A 22,700-nucleotide genomic window follows, 5' to 3' on the forward strand; every position below is an offset into this window, starting at 1 on the left:
ACATTTCTGCGCTCAGCAGAAATGTCAGGGTGAGGGGTACCGCGCTATCCCATGCCAGACGTCTGAAGTGACCCCCATCCGCCTTTCGGGCACCTCCGCCCTCACGGGGTAGAAGGGAAGGTCCCCCACTTATCCCCGCCCCGCCATCCGGCCCTAGACTCTCCCCCAAAGGAGACTCCCATGGACCATACCCCCCGCCTCACCCTGCCCTTCATCATGCCGAGCCAGGCCCAGAAGCACATCACGCATAACGAAGCCATCGAGGCACTCGATGCCTTGGTGCAGCCCGCCGTCGAAAGCCGCACCGTCGCCACCCCGCCCGCCTCGCCCCTCGCCGGGGACGCCTGGCTCGTGCCCGCTGGCGCCACTAATGCTTGGGCAGGCCACACCGACGAGATCGCCGCCTGGCAGTCCGGCGCCTGGCAATTTCACGATCCGGCGCCCGGCTGGCAGGTCTATGTCAAGGCCGAGCAGACTCTCTATGTCTTCGATACTGGCGCCTGGACGCCGCTGGCCTCGCTCGGCTCGGCCCTGCCGCGCCTGGGCGTCAATACCAGCGCCGACAGCACCAACCGTCTCGCCGTCGCGGCCGCGGCAACGCTCTTCACCCATGCCGGCAATGGCCACCAGCTCAAGCTCAACAAGGCTGCCCCCGGCGATACCGCGAGCCTGCTCTACCAGACCAACTGGTCCGGCCGCGCCGAAATGGGCCTGGCCGGCGACGACCACTGGCGCCTCAAGGTGAGCCCCGATGGCGCCTCCTGGATCGATGCGCTCACCGTCAATGCCACCACCGGCGCGGCCATGGTTGCCGCCACCCTTCGCCCCGCCACCGACAACGCCGTGACCCTGGGCGGCGCTGGCGCGCGCTGGTCCGCAGTCTGGTCCGCCACCGGCACCATCCAGACCTCCGACAGCCGCCAGAAGACCGATATCGAACCCAGCGATCTCGGCCTCGACTTCATCCTGGATCTGATCCCAATCAAATACCGCTGGATCGTCGGCGGGAGGGAAGACGGCCAACCCCGCCCCGGCCGCCGCACCCACTACGGCCTCATGGCGCAGCAGGTGCAGGACGCACTCAAGGGCCGGGATTTCGCCGGCCATGTTCTGGCCGATCCCGCTGACCCCGATAGCGAACAGGGCCTGCGCTACGACGCCTTCATTGCGCCCTTGATCATCGCGGTGCAGGAGCTGGCAGAAAGGCTGGGTAGGCTGGAAACTAGGTCTTGAGCCCGCGGATCAGCGCCTTGATCGCCTTGCGATAATCCCCCAGTTCTTCCGGCGCCGCCATTGCGGCCCGGTCGAACAGGGCGTTGAGCAGATGGGCCAGGGGCAGGGCGGGCAGGTCTCTGATCGCCTTGGCCTCCATCGCCGCCTTGACGCCCTCGATCAGTGTGCGCAACCCGTGCTGCGCGTCGATGGCGTCCAACTCGGCCCGTCCCAGTACGGCCGGCGCATCCACCAGTAGGATTTGCCGCCGTCCAGGCTCCTGCATCGCATCGAGAAAGGCATCGCCCCCGGCGATCAGTGCCCGCACCGGCCCCGGTTCGTCTTCGCCCTCGGCCGCGGCATTGATCGACATCGCCAGCAGCGCATGCTCCTGCTCGACCACCGCCCGGAACAGGGCGGTCTTGTCGGCATAGTGGTGATAAAGCGCCCCACGCGTCACTCCCGCTGCCGCCACGATCTCCGGCGTACTCGTCGCGGCAAAACCCCTCTCGGCAAAGAGCCGCCGCGCCGCCGCCACCAGCTGTCGCTGCGTCTCCCCTCGCCGTTCCGCCTGCGTCTTCCGTGCTTGCATACATGCAACCTGTATGTTACTGATAGATACAAGCAGAATGTATCTAAATGAAGGTTCCGGCAAGGAGATTTCGCATGCAGACCCATAGTCTTTACCCGTTGATCCAGGTCGTGGACGTCGAGAGCACGGCGCAGTTTTACGAAACCCATCTCGGCTTCAGCCGCATTTTCTCCAGCAATTGGTATGTCCAGCTGCGCGCCACTGCCGAGCATCCCTTCGAGATCGCCCTCATCGTGCACGATCACGAGACCATTCCCGTCGCGGGACAGGGCCCGACCAAGGCCATGCTGCTCAGCTTCTATGTCGACGATGCAGCCGCCGAACATGCGCGCCTCGCCGCTGCCGGCGTGCCGATTGTCCAGCCCTTGCGCGACGAAGTCTTCGGCCAGCGCCATTTCATCGCCGCCGATCCCAATGGGCTCCTCCTCGATATCATCACCCCGATCGAACCCGATCCGGATTGGCTTGCTGCTAATTCTGCGTGATCCAAATAAAATCGGTTGACCGTCTGGCGCGGCGCAATTCTCCCCGTTAGTTTGCACTAACATTTTAGGGAGGATTGCGCTGTGACCACCAAGCGCCTCGGTATCGGCTTTATCGGTACCGGCAATATTTCGTCGGCCTATCTGCGGGCCATCACTGGCCACGAAGCCATGGCCGGCTTCCCCGTCCTCGATATCAAGGGCCTGGCCGACATGCGCCCTGAGGCCTCCCAGGCCCGCGCCGCCGAATTCGGTCTCGCTTCCATGAGCATCGACGAAATGCTGGCCAGCCCCGATATCCAGCTCATCGTCAATCTCACCATCCCGCGCGCCCATGTCGAAGTCGGCCTCAAATGCCTGGCCGCCGGCAAGCATGTCTATTCCGAAAAGCCGCTTGGCATCACCTATGCCGAGGGCCGCAAGCTGCTCGACGCCGCCAACAAGGCTGGTCTGCGCATCGGCTCGGCCCCCGACACGTTCCTAGGCGGTTCGCACCAGCAGGCCCGCGCCGTGGTCGATAGCGGCGCCCTAGGCCAGCTCGTCGGCGGCACCGCCTTCATGCAGGCCCCTGGCCATGAGGCCTGGCACCCCGATCCGGCCTTCTACTACGATATCGGCGGCGGCCCGGTGCTCGATATGGGCCCGTATTACATCACCGACCTAGTGAACCTGCTCGGTCCGGTCGCCCGTGTCTCGGCCATGGCATCGCGCCTGCGCCTGCAGCGCCCGGTTCTGTCCGAGCCCAAGAAGGGCCAGATCATGGACGTGAAGGTGGACACCCACGTCACTGGCTCGCTTGGCTTTGCCAATGGCGCAATCGTCCAGGTCGGTATGAGCTTCGACGTTGCCGGCCACAAGCATGTGCCGCTCGAACTCTACGGCACCGATGCCAGCCTCATTGTGCCTGATCCCAATTTCTTCGGCGGTGATGTCGAGCTCAAGAAGCGTGGCCGCGACGAAGAATGGAGCAAGGTTGAAGTCACCCAGCCCTATGCCGATGGCAATTACCGCTCGCTCGGCGTCGCCGACATGGCCACGGGCATACTCGAAAACCGCCCCCATCGCGCCAATGGCGATCTGGCCCTGCACGTCCTCGAAGTCATGGAAGCCTTCGAAACCGCCTCCCGCGACGGCCGCACCGTCGACATCAAGACCCCCGTCACCCGGCCAGAGCCGCTGGCAACGTCATTGAAGGACGGCCGGATCTAAGGCCACGGACTTTTCAGTCGACACCCTCCCCCTTGCGGGGAGGGATCAAGGGTGGGGGGTGTCTAGCCCGGATATTCGGGCCAACCGCCACCCCACCCAGCCTCCCCGTCAAGGGGGAGGTGCCGCGCCGTGGGCGTGGAGAAATCGAGCCCCCCTCACCAGCGCCAGGTCAGCCCCGCCGCATCCTCGGCATTGAAATGCAGCGTCACCTCCACGTCCACGTCCGGCTGGTGGTCACCCGCCACATATTGCCGCTGCAGCAGCGTCACCACCTCCTGGTCGGGGTCGAAGGCACGATAGAGATAGTCGAAGCAGTCTTGCGTATCGCCTTCGCGATTGCCGTAGATCTCCGTCTTGAGCGCCGCCAGCAGGCGCCCGCCAATGGCGCTGCCATCGCTGCGCCGCGTGGCGCGCACCGTCGGCACCCAGTCATAGCCGGTTTCGCAGACATAGCGTCCGTCGCGGAATTCGCCGTGGTCGGTAAAGGCGACATCGGTCTCGGCGTCCCAGGCATTGCCGATTTCGTAGGTCACGCCGGTCTCGCTCACCTCGAGATAGATATCCGTCCAGGCGCAACTATGCGCCTCGTTGCGATAGCACCAGCGCTCGCTGGCCCGCATCAGCTGCGCCACATCCTCGATCGCCACCAGCTTGCCGGGCTTGTAGCGCTCGATCACGGCCTGCGTTTGGGTGTCCAGCCCCATGGCGGCCGCGCTCCCGGCCAGCGTCAGCGCCAGTGCGGCAAGCAGCGTTTTCATCCCGTCTCTCCCGGTCATCTCATGCCATGGTGACCTTAGCATCGTGTCCGCAGGGGAAAAGCCTCAACGCGGATCAGGGTTGACAACCGTCATCAATGTAACAATAAAAGTTACATGAAACGCTCCGGCCGCCTCTCGCTCGCCCTTCACGCCCTCGTCCACCTGCACAAGCAGCCCGACGCGGCCATGACCTCCGCCACCCTCGCCCAGTGCCTGATGACCAATCCGGTCGTCGTGCGCCGGGTGCTGGGAGAACTGCGCGACGCCGGCATTGTAGGCGCCACCAAGGGCCATGATGGCGGCTGGCGCCTGCTGCGGCCCGCCGCCGAGATCAGCCTGCGTCAGGTCTATGCGGCCATGGGCGAGAGCCTGCTGATCCGCACCGAAAGCGATCCGGGCGACATCGCCTGCGGCATCGTGCGCAGCGTCAATTCCGTCATGGGCGAGTTCATCGCCGATGCCGAAGCCCTGCTGGCCGCGCGTCTCGAGCGCGTCTCGCTCGACGACATCGCCCGCCAGGCCACGCCCCATCCCCTCCACCCGCATCAGGGAGTCCAGCACCATGGATGACGTCATCATCATCGGCGGCAGCTTTGCCGGCCTGGCCGGCGCGCTGCAGCTCGGCCGCGCCCGCCGCCAGGTTACCGTTCTCGATACCGGCCTGCCGCGCAATCGCTTTGCCGGTCATTCCCATGGCCTGCTCGGCCACGACCACAAGCCGCCGCAGGACATTCTCGCCGCCGCCCGCGAGCAGCTCGCTCGCTACCCCACCGTCAAGCTGGTCAATGCCCGCGCCGATGCCATAACCGGCGCGGCCGATGACTTCACGGTGAGCACCAGCGATGGCCAAAGCCTCAAGGCGCGCCGCCTGCTCCTGAGCTATGGTGTCTCCGACCAGATGCCGGCCATTCCCGGCTTTGCCGAATGCTGGGGCAAGTCCATCGTGCCCTGCCCCTATTGCGACGGCTTCGAAGTGGCCGGCCAGCATTGGGGCCTGCTCTGGTCCGGCCCGCACAGCCAGCATGCCGTGTCCCTGTACCACGACTGGACCGACCGCCTCACCGTCTTCGCCGACGGCCACGACATCGCTCCCGATATTCGCGCCGATCTCATCGCCCGCAATGTCGATATCGTCGACGGCAAGCTGGTCGAAATCGCCCAACAGGGCGGCCGGCTTGCCACCGTCAATCTCGACACCGGTCGCAATGTCGCCCTCGACGTGCTCTTCGCCCATCCGCGCAACCGGCCCTCGTCCGGCCTGCATGAGGCGCTGCGCCTCGCGACCCTCGACACCCCCGTGGGTATTGCCCTCAAGGTCGATGACCGGCGTGAAACCAGCGTCCCCGGCATCTATGCCGCGGGCGACCTCGCCAACCCCATGGCCAGCGTCACCCTCGCCAGCTCCCACGGCGCCATGGCCGCCATCTTCGCCCAGCAATCCATGCTGGCGTGAGGGTCCTGTAACCACCTCTCCCCTAGGGAGAGATGTCGCCGCGAAGCGGTGGGTGAGGGGTTCAGCGCCGCGCACCGGCACCACCGCGCCGCACCACCCTTGCCATCACCTTAGAATGGTTCTAATCATTGTTTAGAACCATTCTAACAAATGATGCGCCATGTTCTCGCTCCGCCCCGACAATCGCCGCCCCTTCACCAGCCTCTCCGAGCGTGAAATTCTGTCCCTGGCCGTGGCGGCCGAGGAGGAGGATGGCCGCATCTATTCCGAATTCGCCACCCGCCTGGCCGAGACCTTTCCCGGCTCCGCGGCGCTGTTCGAAGGCATGGCCGCCGAGGAGGACGAGCATCGCCGTCGCCTGCTCGATCTCTATGTCGAGCGTTTCGGCACCCATCTCGTGCCGATCCGGCGCGAGCATGTGCGTGGCTTCATGGCCCGCAAGCCGCTCTGGCTGATGAAGTCGCTGACCATCGAGGCGGTCCGTCAGCAGGTCTGGGAGATGGAGGAGGGCGCCTATCGCTTCTATATGGAAGCGGCCAAGCAGGTCACCGACGCCGGTATCCGCAAGCTCCTGGGCGATCTTGCCGCGCAGGAGCGCCAGCATGCCGATGCTGCCGACCGCATCGACGCCGACATGCTCGGCGCCGCTGGGCGCGACGTCGAAAAGGATGCCTCGCACCGCCAGTTCGTCCTGACCTATGTGCAGCCGGGCCTTGCGGGGCTGATGGATGGCTCGGTCTCGACCCTCGCGCCGGTCTTTGCCGCCGCCTTCGCGACTGGCGACACCCATCAGACCTTCCTTGTCGGTCTCGCCGCCGCCATCGGCGCCGGCATTTCCATGGGCTTTACCGAGGCCGCCTCCGATGATGGCAAGCTCACCGGGCGCGGCTCGCCCATCAAGCGCGGCCTCGCTGCCGGCATCATGACCGCGGTCGGCGGGCTCGGCCACGCCCTGCCATACCTCATCGCCGATTTCACCGTCGCCACCACGGTCGCCATCATTGTCGTGCTGGTCGAGCTCTGGGCCATCGCCTTCATCCAGAACCGCTACATGCAGACCCCGTTCTGGCGCGCCGTCCTCCAGGTCGTCCTCGGCGGCTCCCTCGTCTTCGCCGCCGGCATCCTCATCGGCAATGCCTGAAAGCCCTGAGGTACCTCGCCCCTCAGAAGAGAGGTCGCCCGCAGGGCCGGGTGAGGGGGGACGATGCTGGTGTGTCCCCCATGCTCTCCCACTCACCCATGTCACCCCGGCCCTGAGCCGGGGTCCATTCTGAGATTGCGCCGCGGCCGCAAGGTGGATTAGCTGCGGCCACCCTCGGTCCTAGCCGTAGCTGGCTGCGATCAGGCTCGCCGCCTTGCTCCCGATCGCCATGGCCGGCGCATTGGTATTGCCCGATACGATGGCCGGCATGATCGAGCAGTCGATCACGCGCAGCCCCTCAATCCCTCGCACCCTCAGGTCCGGCCCGACCACGGCACTCGGATCGCTGTCGAGCCCCATGCGCAGCGTCCCCACCGGATGATAGTTGGTCTTGACCGTCTGCCCGCAATAGCGCTCCAGCGCCGCCGGATCCGCCATCACCGCAGCGCCCGGCAGGAGCTCCTCGGCAATCCGGCTCTTGAACGGCTCGGTCTCGAGCAGTTGCCGCGCCGTTTCCAGCGCCTTGATGGTCAGCCTCAGGTCATCGGCATCGCCAAAGAAGTTGCAGTCCACCAGCGGCTGGTCCCTGGGGTCGGCCGAACGCAGCGTCACCGAGCCGCGCGCCTTGGGCCGCAACAGGCATGAGGTAAAAGTCACGCCCCAGGTCGGCTTGGCCGCGCTGACGTCGCGGTCGAGATAGACGATGGGCGCGCAATAGAGCTGGATGGTCGGTCGCTCCCCGCCATCGGGGTCGAAGAACAGGCAGGCCTCGATACCCGTCGTGGTCACCGGGCCTGAATTGAACAGCAGATATTGCAGCCCGTTGCGAACCATGTTCCAGCCCTGGTCCTGCCCGAAATAGCCCGATGGGTCCTTGGTCGTGGCGATCACCGGCACTTCGTGGTGGTCCTGCAGGTTCTGCCCCACCCCTGCAATGTTGGCCACCACGTCAATGTCATGGGCGCGCAATTGCGCCGCCGGCCCGATGCCGCTCAGCAGCATCAGCTTGGCGCTGTTATAGGTCCCCGCCGCCACCAGCACTTCGCGCTCCGCCCGCGTAGTGTGGGTCGCGCCGTCCTTGTCATAGACCAAGCCGACGGCCCGTCCATTTTCGACCATAATGCGATCGACCCGCGCGCCGGTGACAATGGTCAGCCTTTTTTCGTTGGCCAGATCGTCGAGAAAGGCCTTCCTGGCGTCGGAGCGCTCCTTGTAGCGGCCCCATTGCCCATAGGTATGCTGCATGATGCCGACGCCGGCCTGCCGTGCCCCGTTGAAATCGGGGTTATAGGCATGGCCCAGCCCCTGTGCCGCCAGGAGGAAGTGCTCGGTGGTCGGCGAGAGATGGCCGGGGTCAGAGACCCGCAGATTGCCGCCAATGCCATGAAACGGGTCATTGAACCGGCTATTGGCCTCGATGCCGGTGAAATGCGGCAGCATGTCCGCATAGGACCACTCCCCGCTATTGCCCAGCCCCGCGGCCCACCCGTCATAGTCCTCGGCCTGCCCGCGCATATAGACCATGGCATTGACGGCGCTGCCGCCACCCAGGGCCTTCCCGACCGGCACGATCGGCGCCCGTCCGCCCAGCTGGGGCTGCGGCACCGTCTTGTGCATTTCGAGGTAATCCTCGCGCGCCAGATATTTCATATAGCCTGCCGGCATGGCCATCAGCCGGTTGGTGCTGGCCGGTCCCCGCTCCAGCAGCAGCACCGAATAGCCGAATTCCCGCACCAGCCGCATGGCCGCGACGCAGGCCGCCGAGCCGCCCCCGGCAATGACGAAGTCATACCCCATCACGCCACTCCCTTGAGCGTATCGAGCCGGTTGTCGAGGATCACCCCGACGCTTTCGCATTCCCGCGCAATCTCGCCGATGAAGTCGGCCAGCATGTCGCGCTCCAGCGCCGCCGTCGAGCGTACCACCATGGCGGTATCGCGATGCAGCGGCTCGAAATCGGCCGGCGCGATCTCCACCAGCCGCCCCGCCTTGACGTCGTCGGCAATGGCCGAATTGACGAAGAAGCCCAGCCCCTGGCCCTTAACCGCCAGCCGCCGTGCCGGCCCGGTGGGCAGTTCGACACTGGTCTCGGCCAGCCGCACCAGGGCCGCCGCCGTCTCGGGCTCTGCCTGCCACCAGCGCAGCGAGATCACCCGCGGCACCAGCGCCAGCACCTCCTCGATACTGGGTGCGCTCGACAAGCGCGCCGCAATCTCGGGCGCCACCACCAGCGGCACCCGCTCGCGCATCACCACCAGCGGAATAAGGTCGACCACCAGCGGGTCGATATTGGGCCAGCACAATATGCCCATTTCGACGTCCCGCTCATGCAGCATGGCGACGATCTGGGCCTGCCGACCTTCGTTCACCACCACATCGACGCCGGGATACTTCTCCTGGAAGCGCAGCAGCGGCTCGGTGATCAGCGGCGAGACCAGGCTGCGCAGCGAGGCAATGGCGATGCGTCCGCGCTCCACCCGCCGCAATGCCTCGCGCCCCTCCTGCGCCGTGCCGATAATGCGCCGCGCAAAGGGCAGGAAGGTCATGCCCTGGTCGGTCAGCGTCACCGTGCGCCCGCGCTGGAACAGCGTCACGCCCAACAGGCTCTCCAGCGCCCTGATGCGCATGGAGGCCGTCGCCTGGGTTATGTTGAGATGCGCCGCCGCGCGGGTAAAACTCTGCTCCCGCACAATGCGGTCAAAGGTGCGAAGCTGGTCGAGGTCCATCGATTTGACTTATGACGCTGGGTAAATACTGGGACGCAGTGGAACCTAGCATCGGCAATTCCGATGGGGAAGCGGTCTACCGCCCCGTAACACACGCCCCTCAACCTGGCCGCATGCTCGGCAATGCGTGACTCCCCCAATATCGCGGCTCGGGCGGCAGGCGTAATCTTGTTCGCCATGGTGGAGGGGACGACATGGAAGACGACGCAACACTGCCCGATGCCAGCGCCGGCCCGCTCGATGGCCTGCCCTCCATTCCCGATATCTTCGGTAGCGTGGTCGATCTGGTCACCGCCGGCGCCAATGGCCTGGCCGCCATAATTTTTGTGTCCGTGATGATCGTGATGGTGTTCTCGCTGATCCTGGGCACGCGCATGACCAGGGAGATGGTGGGGCTGACCAAGTGGTATCTGGTCGTGGGGGCGGTCTGCGTGGTCGTGTCCCTGGCGGGGAGCTTCACCGATCGCTACTTTCGCGCGGCCTATGACCTGCATGTGTCGATCTCGCCATCGCTTCGGACCGCGGGGTTGCCCGACCCGGTGATCCGCGCCGATACCATGCTGGTCAACCTCAACGAGGTCTTCCCGGTTAACGACAATATCGGCATCACCGTGATGATCGACGAGATCATCAGCGCCATCCGGACGCGCGACGAGGCGGTCGTTGCCACGGTGCAGCAGGCCAATGTCATCGTGGAAGAAAACAACAAGCTGCAGGAAACCCTGACGCAGCAGTCCGTGCAGCTGGAATCGGTCCGCAGCAGCTTCGAGACCTTCAAGGCCGGGCTTGATACCACCGCGCCATCCTGGGCGGACGGCCAGCTGGACGCCTTGGCGCTGAATCTCGACGCCATCGAGACGCCGATCGAAGCCAGCAACTTCCAGCGCTATGACCCGATCGCGCTGCCCGAAGAGGTCTTGCTGCTGGCGCCCGGGCCGGCCATGTAGCGGCTAGCCTGCCTTGTTGCGCGCTCGCGACGCCTCGGCCAGCGCCCGCTTCTCCGCCTTGCGTTCCGCTGCCAGCCGCGCCGCGTCATCGCCCAGATGCGCCGCGCCCCTCTGCCGCGCCAGGTCCATCTGCTTCTGCCGTTCGGCTGCCGCCTTGTGCTTGTCGGCTTCGCCCACGCAATGGGGACAGCTGACGCCCTCGACATAGTCCGCGCTCGCCCGGTCCGCCGCCGTCAGCGGATGCCGGCAAGCCCGGCACAGCGTGGCATCGCCTTCTGTAAGTCCATGGCCGACCGAAACGCGCTCGTCGAACACGAAACATTCCCCGGCAAACCGGCTTTCGTCCTGCGGCACCACTTCGAGATATTTGAGGATACCCCCCTTGAGGTGGAACACTTCCTCAAAGCCCTGGCTCAACAGATAGCTCGATGCCTTCTCGCAGCGGATGCCGCCGGTGCAGAACATGGCGACCTTCTTGTCCCGCTTGGGATCGAGATGGCTTGCCACATAGTCCTTGAACTCGGTGAAGTTCTTCGTCGCCGGGTCCAGCGCCCGTTGGAACGTGCCCAGCCCCACTTCATAATCATTGCGCGTATCGACCAGCACCACGTCATTGCGCTCGATCAGCCCGTTCCAGTCCGCCGGCTCGACATAGGTGCCGACCTGTTTGGCCGGATTGGCCTCGGGTGCCCGCAGCGTCACGATCTCCGGCTTGAGCCGCACCTTCATGCGCAGGAACGGCATCTCGGCTGCGGTCGAATACTTGACCTCCGCGCCCGTCAGCCGCCCGCCCAGCATCTCGCCCGCAAAGAGCCACTCCGCCAGCGCGTCGATCGCCTCTGCCGTCCCCGCCACCGTGCCATTGATCCCCTCCGGCGCCAGGATCAGCGTGCCCCTGATCCCGCGTGCGCAGCAGAACGCCGCCAGCGCCGGCTGGATGGCTTCGGCATCGGGCAGGTCGGCGAATTTATAGATCGCCATCACCTTGTATGGCTGATGGGTCTGGGGCAGATTAGCGTTCATATCGATTTTGCGGCCGGTTCATCGGCCCGCTCATATCATTGCCCGCGCCACGGGCCAAATCGAGAAATCGTTCGGAGACCATCCATGACCTATCGGGCCGATACGGCACGCTATGATACCATGCAATACCGCCGCTCGGGCAAATCGGGGCTCAAGCTCCCCGTCATCAGCCTCGGCCTCTGGCAGAATTTCGGCGGCACGCGCGACTATCCCTCCGCCATGGAAATCCTCGGCCATGCCTTCGATTCTGGCATCACCCATTTCGATCTGGCCAACAATTATGGCCCTCCCGCCGGCTCCTCCGAAGAGCTGTTCGGCCAGGTCATGGCGCGCGATTTCCGCCCCTATCGCGATGAGCTGATCGTCTCCACCAAGGCCGGCTACAATATGTGGCCCGGCCCCTATGGCGAATTCGGCTCCCGCAAATACCTGTTGGCCAGCCTTGATCAGTCGCTCCAGCGCATGGGGCTCGACTATGTCGACATCTTTTATTCCCACCGCTTCGATCCCGAGACCCCGCTCGAGGAAACCATGGGCGCCCTGGCCCATGCCGTGCGCTCAGGCAAGGCGCTCTATGTCGGCATTTCGAGCTACCCCGAAGCCGAAACGCGCGAGGCCTACCGCATTCTCAAGGACATGGGCGTCGCCACCACCATCCACCAGCCCAGCTATTCCATGATCAACCGCTGGATCGAAAACGATCACACCATCGACGCCTGCGGCGAGCTGGGCATCGGCATGATCGCCTTCTCGCCCCTCGCCCAGGGCGTGCTCTCGGGCAAGTACAATTCCGGCAACACCTCCGGCACCCGCGGCGAAAATCCCAATGGCAGCCTCCGCGCCAGCCATATCGAGCCCCGCGTCCTCGCCGCGGTCGACAAGCTGGGCGACATTGCCAGGAGCCGCGGCCAGTCCATGGTGCAGCTGGCGCTCTCCTGGGTGCTGCGCCGCCCGGAAATGACCTCGGCGCTGATCGGCGTGCGCAACCTCGATCAGCTCAAGGACAATCTGGGCGTGCTCAACAACCTGTCCCTGACCGAGCAGGAAATCGCCGCCATCGACGCGGCTACCAAGGACGGCCAGATGGAACTCCATCCCCGTCCCACCGGCTGGCTGCGCTAGGCAGCGGCCCATTCGGCGCCCGGCTGCTGCACGATGTGGCCGGGCGACACTTCCTGATAGTGCCGGGTCGGCGGCACATATTCCGGCGCCCGCACCGGGCTGCGGATTTCGTCATTGTCCGGCACGCGGCGGAGATGGCGCCGCGCCGGATCGGCGATCGGCACGGCGGCCAGCAGCTTGCGCGTATAGGGATGCTGCGGATTGCCGAAAATGGCCGCACGCGGCCCGATCTCGACGATCTCGCCCAGATACATCACCGCTACGCGGTGGCTGACGCGTTCCACCACGGCCATGTCATGCGAGATGAACAGATAGGCCAGGCCCAGCCGCTCCTGCAGCTCCAGCATCAGGTTGATCACCTGCGCCTTGACCGACACGTCCAGCGCCGACACCGCCTCGTCTGCGACGATGAGGTTGGGGTTGAGCGCCAGGGCGCGTGCAATGGCGACGCGCTGGCGCTGGCCGCCGGAAAATTCGTGCGGGTAGCGCTGCGCCATGTCGGCGCCCAGCCCCACGCGCTCCAGCAGTTCGACAACCCGCGCCCCGACATGGCGTTGTGTTTCCAGCCCATGGGCCAATAGGGGTTCGGCAATGGCTTCGCCGATCCGCATGCGCGGGTTGAGGCTGGAAAACGGATCCTGGAAGATCATCTGCATATGCCGCCGCCGCGCCGCCAGCGTGCGCTTGGACAGGGTGAGAATATCCTCCCCTGCCACGCGGATCGCCCCGCTGGTCGGCTCGATCAGCCGCAGCACGGACCGGCCGGTCGTCGATTTGCCGCAACCCGATTCGCCCACCAGGGAGAGCGTCTCGCCCTTCTGCACCGAAAAGCTCACATCCTCGACGGCATGCACGCGCCCCATGACCTTGCCGAACAGGCCCGAGCGGATATCGAAGCGCGTGGTGAGATGCTCGACATCCAGCGCCGGCGCGCCAGTCTGGACGGTATCGGCCCGGTCCGGGGCCGGCGCCGTCACGCCAGTCTCCACGTCGACGATCGGAAAGGCCGTGGGCTCGCTGTGCTGCGCCATGGAGCCCAGCTGCGGCACCGCCGCCAGAAGCGCCCGCGTGTAGTTCTGCCGTGAATGGGCGAAGATGTTCTCGGTCGTATCCTGTTCCAGCGCCCGCGAGCGGAACATCACGACGGTGCGGTCGGCGATTTCGGCGACGACGCCCATGTCATGGGTGATGAAGAGGACACCCATGCCCTCCTCTTGCTGCAACTGCTTTATGAGTTCGAGAATCTGCGCCTGGATGGTCACGTCGAGCGCCGTGGTCGGCTCGTCCGCGATCAGCAGCTTGGGCTTGCAGGCGAGCGCCATGGCGATCATGACGCGCTGCAGCATGCCGCCCGAAAGCTGGTGCGGATGCTCGTCGAAGCGCCGCGCGGAGGAGGGGATGCGCACGCGCTCGAACAGCCGGATCGTCTCGGTCCGGGCGTCGGCCCGGCTCATGCCGCGATGCCGGATCAGGGTCTCGGCCACCTGCCGTCCTACGGTCAGCACCGGATTGAGGCTGGTCATCGGCTCTTGGAAGATCATGCCGACAGCATTGCCGCGCACCATCTGCATTTCTGTTTCGGAGAGGCCGAGCAGGTCCCGTCCGTCCAGCAGCACCTTGCCCGTCACGCGGCTGGTCCTGTCCGGCAGCAGGCCCATGATGGACAGGGCGGTGACGCTCTTGCCCGAACCGGATTCGCCCACCACGGCCACGATCTCATTGGCCTCGATGTCGAAGCTGACATTGTCGACCACCTTGTTCCAGATGCCGTCGCGGCGCAGTTCGGTGGTCAGGTTCTGAACGGATAGAATGGGCACGGGGCATGTCCTTCGGATCTGGGTCTATAGAACAACCAGCCGGTGGTCAGTGTCAACGTAATATGCTACGTGATATGTTAGTGTGGAGACCCGACATGCATGATGCGGTTCGCAGCGCCGTCCTGCTCACCCCGGCCGAGCTCAAGTCCATGATGGATGCGGGGCGCGACCTCATCATCCTCGCCGTCCAGTCCATCAATCCCTATACCGGCGCCGATTCCATCCGCGCCACCCGCATTCCCGGCGCCATCGACACCGAGGCCTATGCCGATTTCCAGTCGCCATCCGCGACCGAGCGCGGCGCAAGGCCCTTGCCCGACATTGCCGAGCTTCAGGCCAGGGCGCGCACCTGGGGGCTGCGACCCGAAGCAACGATTGTCGTTTATGACAGCGATCGCAGCATGGTCGCGGCGCGGGCCTGGTGGGTGCTGCGCTGGGCAGGCCTGCCCGATATCCGCGTGCTGGATGGCGGCATGCCGGCCTGGCTTGTAGCCGGCCTGCCGGTCGAGTCCGTGCGTGGCACAGCCACACCCAGCATGGTCGAACTGACCCCTGGTCACATGCCCGAACTCGATGCCGATGCGGCGCTCGCCCTGGTCGAAACGGGTGTCCTGCTCGATGCCCGCATCCGCCCCAACTATGTCGGCGGTCCGACGCCTGCCGGTGCGCCGCCCCGCGGCCACATACCCGGCGCGCTCAGCGCCCCGGCGCCGGACAATGTCACCGACTATGGCAATTTCGCCGATAGCCATGCTTTGCGCGAGATCTATGCGGCGCTGGGTGCCGATGGCACGAGGCCCGTCGGGGTCTATTGCGGGGCAGGGATGTCCGCGGCCCATTCGGTTCTCGCCCTCGCCGCCATCGGCATAAAGGCCAGTCTCTATGTCGGGTCCTGGTCGCAATGGGCGGCCGATCCGGTGCGCCCCGTGGCGCGTGGCGGCCGGCCGCGCTGAGCTGAGTGAAACATCCTTTCCTGCCGTGCCGGTCGGCGCGGCAGAAATGTTCAAAGTACCGGCAAGAACGCAAATTTGCGACGGCCAAACCGGCGCGTCGCGCTCATTATTTGTGCAACAATACTGCCATACCCAAAAAGGCGGCAGCCGCACTTTACAAGCAAAAAGTTGTGGGATATCTCGTAGTATATCAGTGGAGATATGAAGGCTCTGCTGCAATCCGCTGTTCCTCGCTAGACCGCGAAAGGGTCACCGATGAAGCTCCTCAAACTCTTGGCTGGCGCCGCAATTGCCCTGCCGCTGGTGCTGGGCACGGCCCATGCCCAGAACTCCGACCCGCTGAAGACGCTCGTGATCGCCGTGCCTTCTGACGCCGTTGGCCTTGAGCCCGGCGCCAACAGGGCAGAGCCCGTCGGCAGCGAAGTCATTCTCAACGTTTTCGATACGCTGGTCGCCTGGACTTCCCCCGACTTTGCCGAACTGGAAGGCCGGCTTGCCGAAAGCTGGACCGTCTCGGACGATGGCACCGTGTTCGATTTCACGCTGCGTGAAGGCGTCATGTTCCACGACGGCACCGCTTTCGATGCCGAAGCGGTCAAGTTCTCGCTGGAGCGCACCAAGGAGATCAACCCCTACGTCGAGGCCACCTTCGGCCTCATCTCCGAGATTGCCGTGGTCTCGCCGACCGAGGTGAGCATCACCCTGAGCGAGCCCTACCCGGCATTCCTCTCGATCCTGGCGCAGCCGCAATCCGCCATCGTCAGCCCCACCGCGGTTGAAGCCGAAGGCGAAGGCTTTGCCACCAAGCCGGTCGGCACCGGTCCCTTCAAGTTCAACAGCTACCAGGCCGATACCAGCATCGTGCTCGATGCCAATCCGGATTATTTCCGCGGCGCGCCCCAGCTCGAACGCATCATCTACCGGGTCATTCCCGATGCCTCGACGCGGCGTCTGGAGCTCGAAAACGGCGGCGTCGACATTGTCCAGCAGCAGGGGCAGCTCGCTGCCATTGCCGCCGAGGACGTGGCCGCCCTGCAGTCCAACCCCGATGTGGCGATCCTCGAAGCGCCCAGCCAGATCATTCGCCAGCTCGAATTCAACAACAACAATCCCGACAGCCCCGTGGCCGATATCAAGGTGCGCCAGGCCATCGTGCATGCCATCGACTATGACGGCCTGCTGCAGGGCGTCTTCGGCGGCACTGCCGAACGCGTCTATGGTCCCCTGACCACCAATAGCTGGGCCTTCAATCCTGCCATCCAGGAAAACGCGCCCACCTATGACCCCGATCTGGCCCGCTCGCTGCTGGCCGAAGCCGGTGTCGACCCCGCCAGCCTCGACTTCACGCTCTATAGCTTCCAGGGGCCGCTCTGGGGTGCCGTGGCCACTTTCGTCCAGGCCAACCTTGCCGATATCGGCATCAACGTGACCATCGCCCAGACCGAGTTTCCGGCCTATCGCGCACTGCAGACCGCCGGCGAGTTCGATCTGGCTCTCGATGGCCGCCAGCCCTGGTACAATGACCCCGATGCCCATATCACTATCGGCTACCTGTCCAGCCTGGCCGACACGGCTATGACCTTCCGCATGCCTGAAGATGCCGAACTCGACACCCTCATCACCCAGGCGCAGCAGGAAGTCGATCTGGAAACCCGCAAGCAGCTCTATTTCGAAATCCAGGAAAAGATCGCTGCCAAGGTTCCGGGCGCCTACCTGTTCAGCCCCAAGCTGATCGTCTTCACCCGCGCCAATGTGAAGGGCCTCGTGATCAACAGCGCGCCCCCGCTCAACGAATATTGGGGCGTCAGCAAAGGCTAGGCTACACTCCGTCCCTCACCGCGGCCTGCTCCGGCAGGCCGCGGCTTCTCTTCCGCTTGTTGTACTGAGGCAGGACATGGCGAGTTTTCTGCTGCGCCGGCTACTGGCGCTGATCCCGGTCCTGGCTCTGGTTCTGGTCATCGTGTTTTCGCTGGTGCGGCTCATTCCGGGCGATCCGGCGGTGACCCTGCTCGGCCCCGGCGCCACCGACCAGCAGATCGCGGCCCTGCGCGGCCAGATGCGGCTCGACGAGCCGGTCTATCTGCAGTTCCTCAACTATGCCGGCGGCCTGTTCCGCGGCGATTTCGGCACCTCGCTCAAGAGCGGTGCGCCCGTGCTCGACGAGATCCTGCTCCGCCTGCCGGCGACGCTCGAACTCTCCATCTGCGCCACGCTGGTGGCCATTCTCTTCGGCGTGCCGATCGGCGTGCTCTCCGCCACCCGCCCCAATTCCATGTTCGACCATGCGACGCGCATCTTTTCGCTGGTCGGGGTCTCCATGCCGGCCTTTCTGCTGGCGCTGATCCTGCAGCTGATCTTTGCCACCTATCTGGGCTGGCTGCCGGTATCGGGCCGGATGAGCCCCTATATCGTCATGCAGCCCATTACCGGCTTTGCCATTCTCGATGGCCTCATCACCGGCAACTGGCAGGCGGCGTGGAGTGCCGTGCAATATCTCATCCTGCCCACCGCCGTGCTCGCCGCCTTCCTCGCCGCGACACTGGGGCGCTTCGTGCGCAACACCATGCTGGAAGTGATGTCGGAGGATTTCATCCGCACGGCCCGCGCCAAGGGCCTGTCGAAGTCCCAGGTGGTGCTGGAACATGGCCTGCGCAATTCGCTGCTGCCGGCCATCACGGTGATCGGCCTCAAGTTCGCCGAAATGCTCGGCGGCGCCATTCTCACCGAGACCATCTTTGCCTGGCCCGGCATCGGCCGCTTCATGTTCGAGGCCATCAAGAACCGCGACTATCCGGTGATCCAGGGCACGACCCTGGTCTTCTCGCTGCTCTTCGTTCTGACCTCCATTCTGGTCGACCTGCTCTATGGGGTGCTCGACCCCCGCGTTCGCAAGAGGATGAAATGAGCCAGTTCATCGCCTTTCTGCGCCGCAATCCCCTGGCCACGCTCGGCCTGACCGTCCTCGTCCTGCTCGTGCTGGCCGTGGTCTTCGGCCCCATGATCAGTCCCTACGGCCCGACCAGGCTCGACGTGCTCAACAAGCTGCAGGGTCCCAGCCTCAGCCACTGGCTGGGCACCGACAGCCTGGGCCGGGATGTGCTCACCCGCGTGCTGCATGGCGGGCGCTTCACCCTCGCCATCGGCGTCGGCGTGGTCGGCATCGCCTTTGCCGTCGGCGTGTTCTTCGGCACGCTGGCCGGTTTTGTCGGCGGCGCGGTGGACATGATCATCATGCGCTTCGTCGATGCCATCCTGTCCTTCCCGGCTCTGGTGCTGGCCATCGCGCTGGCCGCCGCCTTCGGCCCCAGCCTCAACAATGCCATGCTGGCCGTCGCCATCACGCTGGCGCCCCAGTTTGCCCGCGTGGCGCGCAGCCAGGCCCTCTCGGTTTCGGTGAAGCCCTATGTCGAGGCCGCCATATCGCTCGGCCTGCCGACCCGCCGCATTCTCTGGCGCTATATTTTCGCCAATGGGCTGGGCCCGCTGCTGGTGCAGGCCTCGCTCAGCCTGGGCAGCGCCATCCTGCAGACAGCGAGCCTGGGCTTTCTCGGGCTTGGCGCCCAGCCGCCCCTGGCCGAATGGGGCGCCGACGTCTCGGCCAATCTGCAATATCTGCGCGAAAGCCCCTGGGTGGCGCTGTCGCCGGGCATGGCCATCCTGCTGGCCGTGCTCTGCTTCAACCTCATCGGCGATAGCCTCGCCGACTGGTTCAATCCACGCCGCCGCAACGAGCTCAACTGATGCTGACCATCGCGCTCGAGAAGCTCGACTTCTTCCCGGCCAACCGGGTTACCGACGACACCTCCATCCTGACGCTCAAGAACCTGGTGTTCGAACCCCTGCTGCGCTGGCAGCCCGGTGGCCGCGTCGGCCCGGCCCTGTTCTCCCGCTGGACGCATGACGATGCCGGCCGCCGCTGGCGCTTCTTCATCCGGCCCGAGGCGCGGTTTCACGATGGCGAGCTGTGCCGGTCCCAGCACATTGTCGATTTCATCGCGGGCATTCTCAATTCCACCGACATGTTCGGCATGAAGTGGTCCTATGCCCGCTATCTGGCGCAGGCCAAGATCAGTGTGGCGCCCGACAATTCCGTTCTGGTCGACAATCCCGAGCCGCTGGCCGACATTCTCGACATCTTCTCCGAATTCTATATCTGCCGCGAAAATGCCGCCGGCGAAGCGGTGCTCGGCACCGGCCCCTACCGCGTCGAGGAGTTCCAGCGCAGCACCAGCGCCACCCTCGCCTCCGATACCGGCAAGCGCATCCTCGTGCGCTGCGAACCCAGAGCCGAGGGGCGCTACGAACTGCTCAAATCCGGCGCCGTCGACGCCGCGCTCAATCTCGAGCGGATGCATGGCATTATCGACTTCGATCCCCGCTGGCGCTGGGTCCGGGCGCTCAACACACTCTCGGTCATGTATTACCTCAATTGCCGCGAAGGCCTCTTCGCCTCGCCCGAAGCGCGGCTGGCGGTCAACCACGCCGTGGACAGGAGGCAACTGATCGAGACGCTCTTCCAGGGCCTGGGCGCCCCGGCCGCAACCATTGTCAGCCCCTTCCATCTCGGCATGGCCGAGCCGATCGCCCCCATCGCCTACGATCCCGACCGCGCGCGGCGCCTCCTCGACCATGCGGGCGGCCCGGCCGAGGTCAGCCTGCGCACCCCGCTCTTCATGCCCGAGCGGGCGCCCGGGATCAGCGCCTTCGTCGCCGAGGCGCTGGGCCGGGTCGGCCTCTCGGTCACCATCGAGACGGAAACCGATCGCCCCGAATATGCCCGTCAGGTCGGCCGCAAGGAAATTGGCGACATGGCCATCTTCGATTCCTCCCCGCAAAGCACCTATCGCGTGCTCAACGACAAGATCAGCAGCGTCACCCAGGGCGTCTGGTGGCAGGGCTATGACGACGCCGAGACCGAGCGTCACATCGCCGCCGCCAACCGCGCCGTGGCGGACGATGATCGCGAGCGCGCCTATGCGGCCTGCCTGCGCCGGCTCAATGCCGCGCCGCCCTGGCTCTATCTGATGCATCCCACCGACATTCTCGCGACCCGGCCCGACCTGTCGCGGCTCACCATCGACCACAAGGGCACTCTCGTCATTCCATGAGCACAGACATGCGCAAAGACTACGGCATCACCTTCTTCTACTATCCCGATATCCATGCGGTGACGGCCTTCTACGAGACCGTGCTGGGCTTCGAACTGGTGCTCGACCAGGGCCTGGCCCGCATCTATCGCATCGCGCCCAACAGCTATTTCGGCATTGTAGACGGCAATCGCGGCCATCTGCGCCACCAGGAAAAGAGCGCCGTCCTGCTCACCATCGTCGCGCAGGATGTCGAGGCCTGGCACGAAAAGCTCAGCGCCGCCGGTGTTGCCGGGCTGACCGAGCTGCGCCGCGGCAATTATTGCGATCATTTCTTCTTCGAGGATCCGGCCGGCTATGCGCTCGAGATCCAGCGCTTCCACAATCCCGACGTGGCCAAGCTCTTCGCATGAGCGCGCCCGATTTCACCCTCAGGGTCAATTTCAGCCACGAGGACAAGGAAGCCAAGGGCCTCCGCTCGCTGCGCGATCCCCAGGCCGCGCCCCGCAAGGTGGTCTACTTCACCGCGCGCGAAGCCGTCGACATGTTCCCCCGCCTGCTGCTGCTGGGCCCACGGGGTGCCGGCAAGTCGGTCTTCGCCAGCAAGCTGGCGGCCGAAACCGGCGCAACGCTGCTCAGCCTCGGCGGTCCGCATGATCTCGATCAAGCCCCCGCCGGCGCGGGACCGCTGATCCTCGACGGCATCGACCGCCTTGGCCCCGACGGCGAACAGCGGCTCAATGCCGCCCTCGCCGCGCAGGGCGACCGCCCCATCCTGCTGCTGGGCGATGGCGCAGTGGTCCGCAGCTGGCGCCTGCCACCGGGCTTTGCCGTCCACGGCCTGCTGCCGCTCTCGCATGATGATCGTGCTGGCTATCTGCAGGCCGCCGGCATCGCTGCGCCCGCCGCCCTCTCCGGGGCGGCCGCCAACCCCGCGCTCTTCGCCCTTGCCTTGGGCCTGTCCGGCCCCGCCGACAGTGCCGAGGCCCTGATCGACGCCGCCTTCACGCACGATGGGGATGCCACCGCCTTCGCAGCATTGGCGAGCGGCCGATCGACCAATCGCGCGGTTGATGGCCTCCTCGCCGCCCGCCACATGCAGGGCCTCCCGCCCCACGAAATTGCCCGTCATTTCCTCGCCGCGCCAGAACTCTGGTCGGACAGCCTCGCCAACCTGCTGCGGCGTTCCCCCGACCTGCGCCAGGCTCTCGCCGCCCTGTTGCTGGCCGGCGAGAGTGATGCCGCGCTCAAGGCGGCGCTCCTGCTGGCCGGGAACGAGCCTGACCCCGCCGTCGCTGGCAAGCTGCTTGCCCTGATCGAAGAGGGGCGCCTCTCGCCGCTCGAGCGCGATCGTGCCGCCCGCTGCCTGGCCCGCTGGGGCGATCCGCGCGACCTCGACGCCCTCTGCGCCATCCCGGGCGGCAGCTTCGTCATGGGGTCGGACACCCATCCCAATTCCAGCCCGGTGCACCCGGTGACTGTGGGCGATTTCCGCATCGGCCGCTTCCCCGTGACCAATGCCGCCTATGCCCGCTTCATCGCGGCAACCGGCCGCAAATGGGTCTCGCCTGAGGCGGGCAATATCGAGCGCAGCAATGCCCCGGCCACCGACCTCACCTGGCACGATGCCCGTGCCTATTGCGCCTGGCTGACCACTGTCTGGCAGGCCGAGGGCCGTATCGCCGCCCATGAGGTGGTGCGCCTCCCCACCGAGCCCGAATGGGAGCGCGCCGCCCGTGGCGAGCAGGGCGATGGCGGCGACGAGATCGTCTATCCCTGGGGCTTGGGCTGGAACCCGGCCGCTGCCAATTCCGAGGAAAGCGGCCTCAATGCCCAATGCGCCGTGGGCCTCTTTCCGGCCGGCGCCTCGCCCTATGGGTGCCTCGACATGGCGGGCCAGGTCTGGGAATGGACCACCACGGTCTGGGGCGATGACATGACGACGCCCACCTTCCGCTATCCCTATGCCGACGATGGCCGCGAAAACCCTGCCGCCGGCCCCACCATGCGGCGCGTGCTGCGCGGCGGCTGCTTTTCCAGCACCAGCCTCAAGGCCTGCTGCACCTATCGCGGCAGTCTCGAGCCCGACGGCTCCTGGCGCGGCAATGGCTTCCGCATCGTGGTCGCGGCATCCTGACGGCTATGCGTCTGGCAGCATTGGCAAATGCCCAGTGTCGC

Annotated in this window: 21 protein-coding genes; 15 read left to right on the forward strand and 6 right to left on the reverse strand. The window is 65.5% G+C overall.

All coding sequences use genetic code 11. From position 1 onward, the window contains the following. The first annotated feature begins 180 nt into the window (after window positions 1-180). Window positions 181-1,233, forward strand: coding sequence for a DUF2793 domain-containing protein (locus tag ACLI1C_RS00290; RefSeq protein WP_411394857.1), 1,053 nt, complete (start codon window positions 181-183; stop codon window positions 1,231-1,233). Here the strand turns inward: ACLI1C_RS00290 and ACLI1C_RS00295 are convergent. Beyond that, window positions 1,223-1,804, reverse strand: coding sequence for a TetR/AcrR family transcriptional regulator (locus ACLI1C_RS00295; RefSeq protein ID WP_411394858.1), 582 nt, complete (start codon window positions 1,802-1,804; stop codon window positions 1,223-1,225). The genes ACLI1C_RS00290 and ACLI1C_RS00295 overlap by 11 nt on opposite strands. Window positions 1,805-1,878: 74 nt before the next feature. Between ACLI1C_RS00295 and ACLI1C_RS00300 the strand changes: the two genes are divergently transcribed. Further along, window positions 1,879-2,289 carry a VOC family protein gene (locus tag ACLI1C_RS00300; RefSeq protein WP_411394859.1) on the forward strand — a complete coding sequence of 137 codons (411 nt, stop codon included), beginning with the start codon at window positions 1,879-1,881 and terminating at the stop codon, window positions 2,287-2,289. Between the two features lie 81 nt (window positions 2,290-2,370). Continuing rightward, window positions 2,371-3,495, forward strand: coding sequence for a Gfo/Idh/MocA family protein (locus ACLI1C_RS00305; protein WP_411394860.1), 1,125 nt, complete (start codon window positions 2,371-2,373; stop codon window positions 3,493-3,495). Between the two features lie 155 nt (window positions 3,496-3,650). Here ACLI1C_RS00305 and ACLI1C_RS00310 read toward each other — a convergent pair whose 3' ends face one another. After that, window positions 3,651-4,253 carry a hypothetical protein gene (locus tag ACLI1C_RS00310; RefSeq protein WP_411394861.1) on the reverse strand — a complete coding sequence of 201 codons (603 nt, stop codon included), beginning with the start codon at window positions 4,251-4,253 and terminating at the stop codon, window positions 3,651-3,653. Window positions 4,254-4,367: 114 nt separating this feature from the next. Between ACLI1C_RS00310 and ACLI1C_RS00315 the strand changes: the two genes are divergently transcribed. The 3 genes from ACLI1C_RS00315 (at window position 4,368) to mbfA (ending at window position 6,847) form a co-directional block, all read left to right on the forward strand. Next, a complete protein-coding gene (locus ACLI1C_RS00315; protein ID WP_411394862.1) occupies window positions 4,368-4,823 on the forward strand; it encodes an RrF2 family transcriptional regulator in 456 nt (151 codons plus the stop codon). Continuing rightward, window positions 4,816-5,706, forward strand: coding sequence for an NAD(P)/FAD-dependent oxidoreductase (locus tag ACLI1C_RS00320; protein ID WP_411394863.1), 891 nt, complete (start codon window positions 4,816-4,818; stop codon window positions 5,704-5,706). The genes ACLI1C_RS00315 and ACLI1C_RS00320 overlap by 8 nt, the downstream gene beginning before the upstream one ends. A gap of 160 nt (window positions 5,707-5,866) precedes the next feature. Beyond that, window positions 5,867-6,847, forward strand: coding sequence for an iron exporter MbfA (gene mbfA, locus ACLI1C_RS00325; protein WP_411394864.1), 981 nt, complete (start codon window positions 5,867-5,869; stop codon window positions 6,845-6,847). 180 nt (window positions 6,848-7,027) lie between these two features. On the opposite strand, the gene ACLI1C_RS00330 is transcribed toward mbfA, so the two are convergent. Beyond that, on the reverse strand, window positions 7,028-8,644 hold the full coding sequence (locus ACLI1C_RS00330; RefSeq protein WP_411394865.1) for a GMC family oxidoreductase: 1,617 nt from the start codon (window positions 8,642-8,644) through the stop codon (window positions 7,028-7,030). Then, the gene (locus tag ACLI1C_RS00335; RefSeq protein WP_411394866.1) at window positions 8,644-9,573 is read right to left on the reverse strand and encodes a LysR family transcriptional regulator; all 930 of its coding nucleotides are present in this window, start codon (window positions 9,571-9,573) and stop codon (window positions 8,644-8,646) included. Before ACLI1C_RS00335 ends, ACLI1C_RS00330 begins: the two co-directional genes overlap by 1 nt. A 194-nt stretch (window positions 9,574-9,767) precedes the next feature. On the opposite strand from ACLI1C_RS00335, the gene ACLI1C_RS00340 reads away from it, so the two are divergent. Further along, the gene (locus tag ACLI1C_RS00340) at window positions 9,768-10,520 is read left to right on the forward strand and encodes a hypothetical protein (RefSeq protein WP_411394867.1); all 753 of its coding nucleotides are present in this window, start codon (window positions 9,768-9,770) and stop codon (window positions 10,518-10,520) included. A gap of 3 nt (window positions 10,521-10,523) precedes the next feature. Here ACLI1C_RS00340 and ACLI1C_RS00345 read toward each other — a convergent pair whose 3' ends face one another. Next, entirely contained in the window at window positions 10,524-11,543 is a 1,020-nt protein-coding gene (locus ACLI1C_RS00345; protein WP_411394868.1) for a rhodanese-related sulfurtransferase, read from the reverse strand. Between the two features lie 84 nt (window positions 11,544-11,627). Here ACLI1C_RS00345 and ACLI1C_RS00350 point away from each other — a divergent pair, with 84 nt between their 5' ends. Next, window positions 11,628-12,665: an aldo/keto reductase gene (locus tag ACLI1C_RS00350; protein ID WP_411394869.1), complete on the forward strand. Its 1,038-nt coding sequence runs from the start codon at window positions 11,628-11,630 to the stop codon at window positions 12,663-12,665. Here ACLI1C_RS00350 and ACLI1C_RS00355 read toward each other — a convergent pair. After that, window positions 12,662-14,476 (reverse strand): dipeptide ABC transporter ATP-binding protein, encoded by a 1,815-nt coding sequence (locus tag ACLI1C_RS00355; RefSeq protein WP_411398172.1) that lies wholly within the window; start codon window positions 14,474-14,476, stop codon window positions 12,662-12,664. The two genes, ACLI1C_RS00350 and ACLI1C_RS00355, sit on opposite strands and share 4 nt — an antisense overlap. Window positions 14,477-14,577: 101 nt before the next feature. Between ACLI1C_RS00355 and ACLI1C_RS00360 the strand changes: the two genes are divergently transcribed. The 7 genes from ACLI1C_RS00360 to ACLI1C_RS00390 all read left to right on the forward strand — a co-directional run bounded on the left by ACLI1C_RS00360 (window position 14,578) and on the right by ACLI1C_RS00390 (window position 22,659). Beyond that, window positions 14,578-15,435, forward strand: a complete 858-nt coding sequence (locus tag ACLI1C_RS00360) for a sulfurtransferase (RefSeq protein ID WP_411394870.1) — start codon at window positions 14,578-14,580, stop codon at window positions 15,433-15,435. 255 nt (window positions 15,436-15,690) lie between these two features. Continuing rightward, window positions 15,691-17,253 carry an ABC transporter substrate-binding protein gene (locus tag ACLI1C_RS00365; RefSeq protein ID WP_411394871.1) on the forward strand — a complete coding sequence of 521 codons (1,563 nt, stop codon included), beginning with the start codon at window positions 15,691-15,693 and terminating at the stop codon, window positions 17,251-17,253. Window positions 17,254-17,329: 76 nt separating this feature from the next. Beyond that, entirely contained in the window at window positions 17,330-18,340 is a 1,011-nt protein-coding gene (locus tag ACLI1C_RS00370; RefSeq protein WP_411394872.1) for an ABC transporter permease, read from the forward strand. Then, window positions 18,337-19,176 (forward strand): ABC transporter permease, encoded by an 840-nt coding sequence (locus ACLI1C_RS00375; RefSeq protein WP_411394873.1) that lies wholly within the window; start codon window positions 18,337-18,339, stop codon window positions 19,174-19,176. Before ACLI1C_RS00370 ends, ACLI1C_RS00375 begins: the two co-directional genes overlap by 4 nt. Continuing rightward, window positions 19,176-20,543 (forward strand): ABC transporter substrate-binding protein, encoded by a 1,368-nt coding sequence (locus ACLI1C_RS00380; protein ID WP_411394874.1) that lies wholly within the window; start codon window positions 19,176-19,178, stop codon window positions 20,541-20,543. The genes ACLI1C_RS00375 and ACLI1C_RS00380 overlap by 1 nt, the downstream gene beginning before the upstream one ends. 8 nt (window positions 20,544-20,551) lie before the next feature. Continuing rightward, complete coding sequence (locus tag ACLI1C_RS00385; protein ID WP_411394875.1) at window positions 20,552-20,935, forward strand: VOC family protein; 384 nt, start codon at window positions 20,552-20,554, stop codon at window positions 20,933-20,935. Further along, window positions 20,932-22,659: an SUMF1/EgtB/PvdO family nonheme iron enzyme gene (locus ACLI1C_RS00390; RefSeq protein ID WP_411394876.1), complete on the forward strand. Its 1,728-nt coding sequence runs from the start codon at window positions 20,932-20,934 to the stop codon at window positions 22,657-22,659. The genes ACLI1C_RS00385 and ACLI1C_RS00390 overlap by 4 nt, the downstream gene beginning before the upstream one ends. Window positions 22,660-22,700: the final 41 nt, after the last annotated feature.

The organism is Devosia sp. XGJD_8 (assembly GCF_046614475.1).
GTDB lineage: Bacteria > Pseudomonadota > Alphaproteobacteria > Rhizobiales > Devosiaceae > Devosia.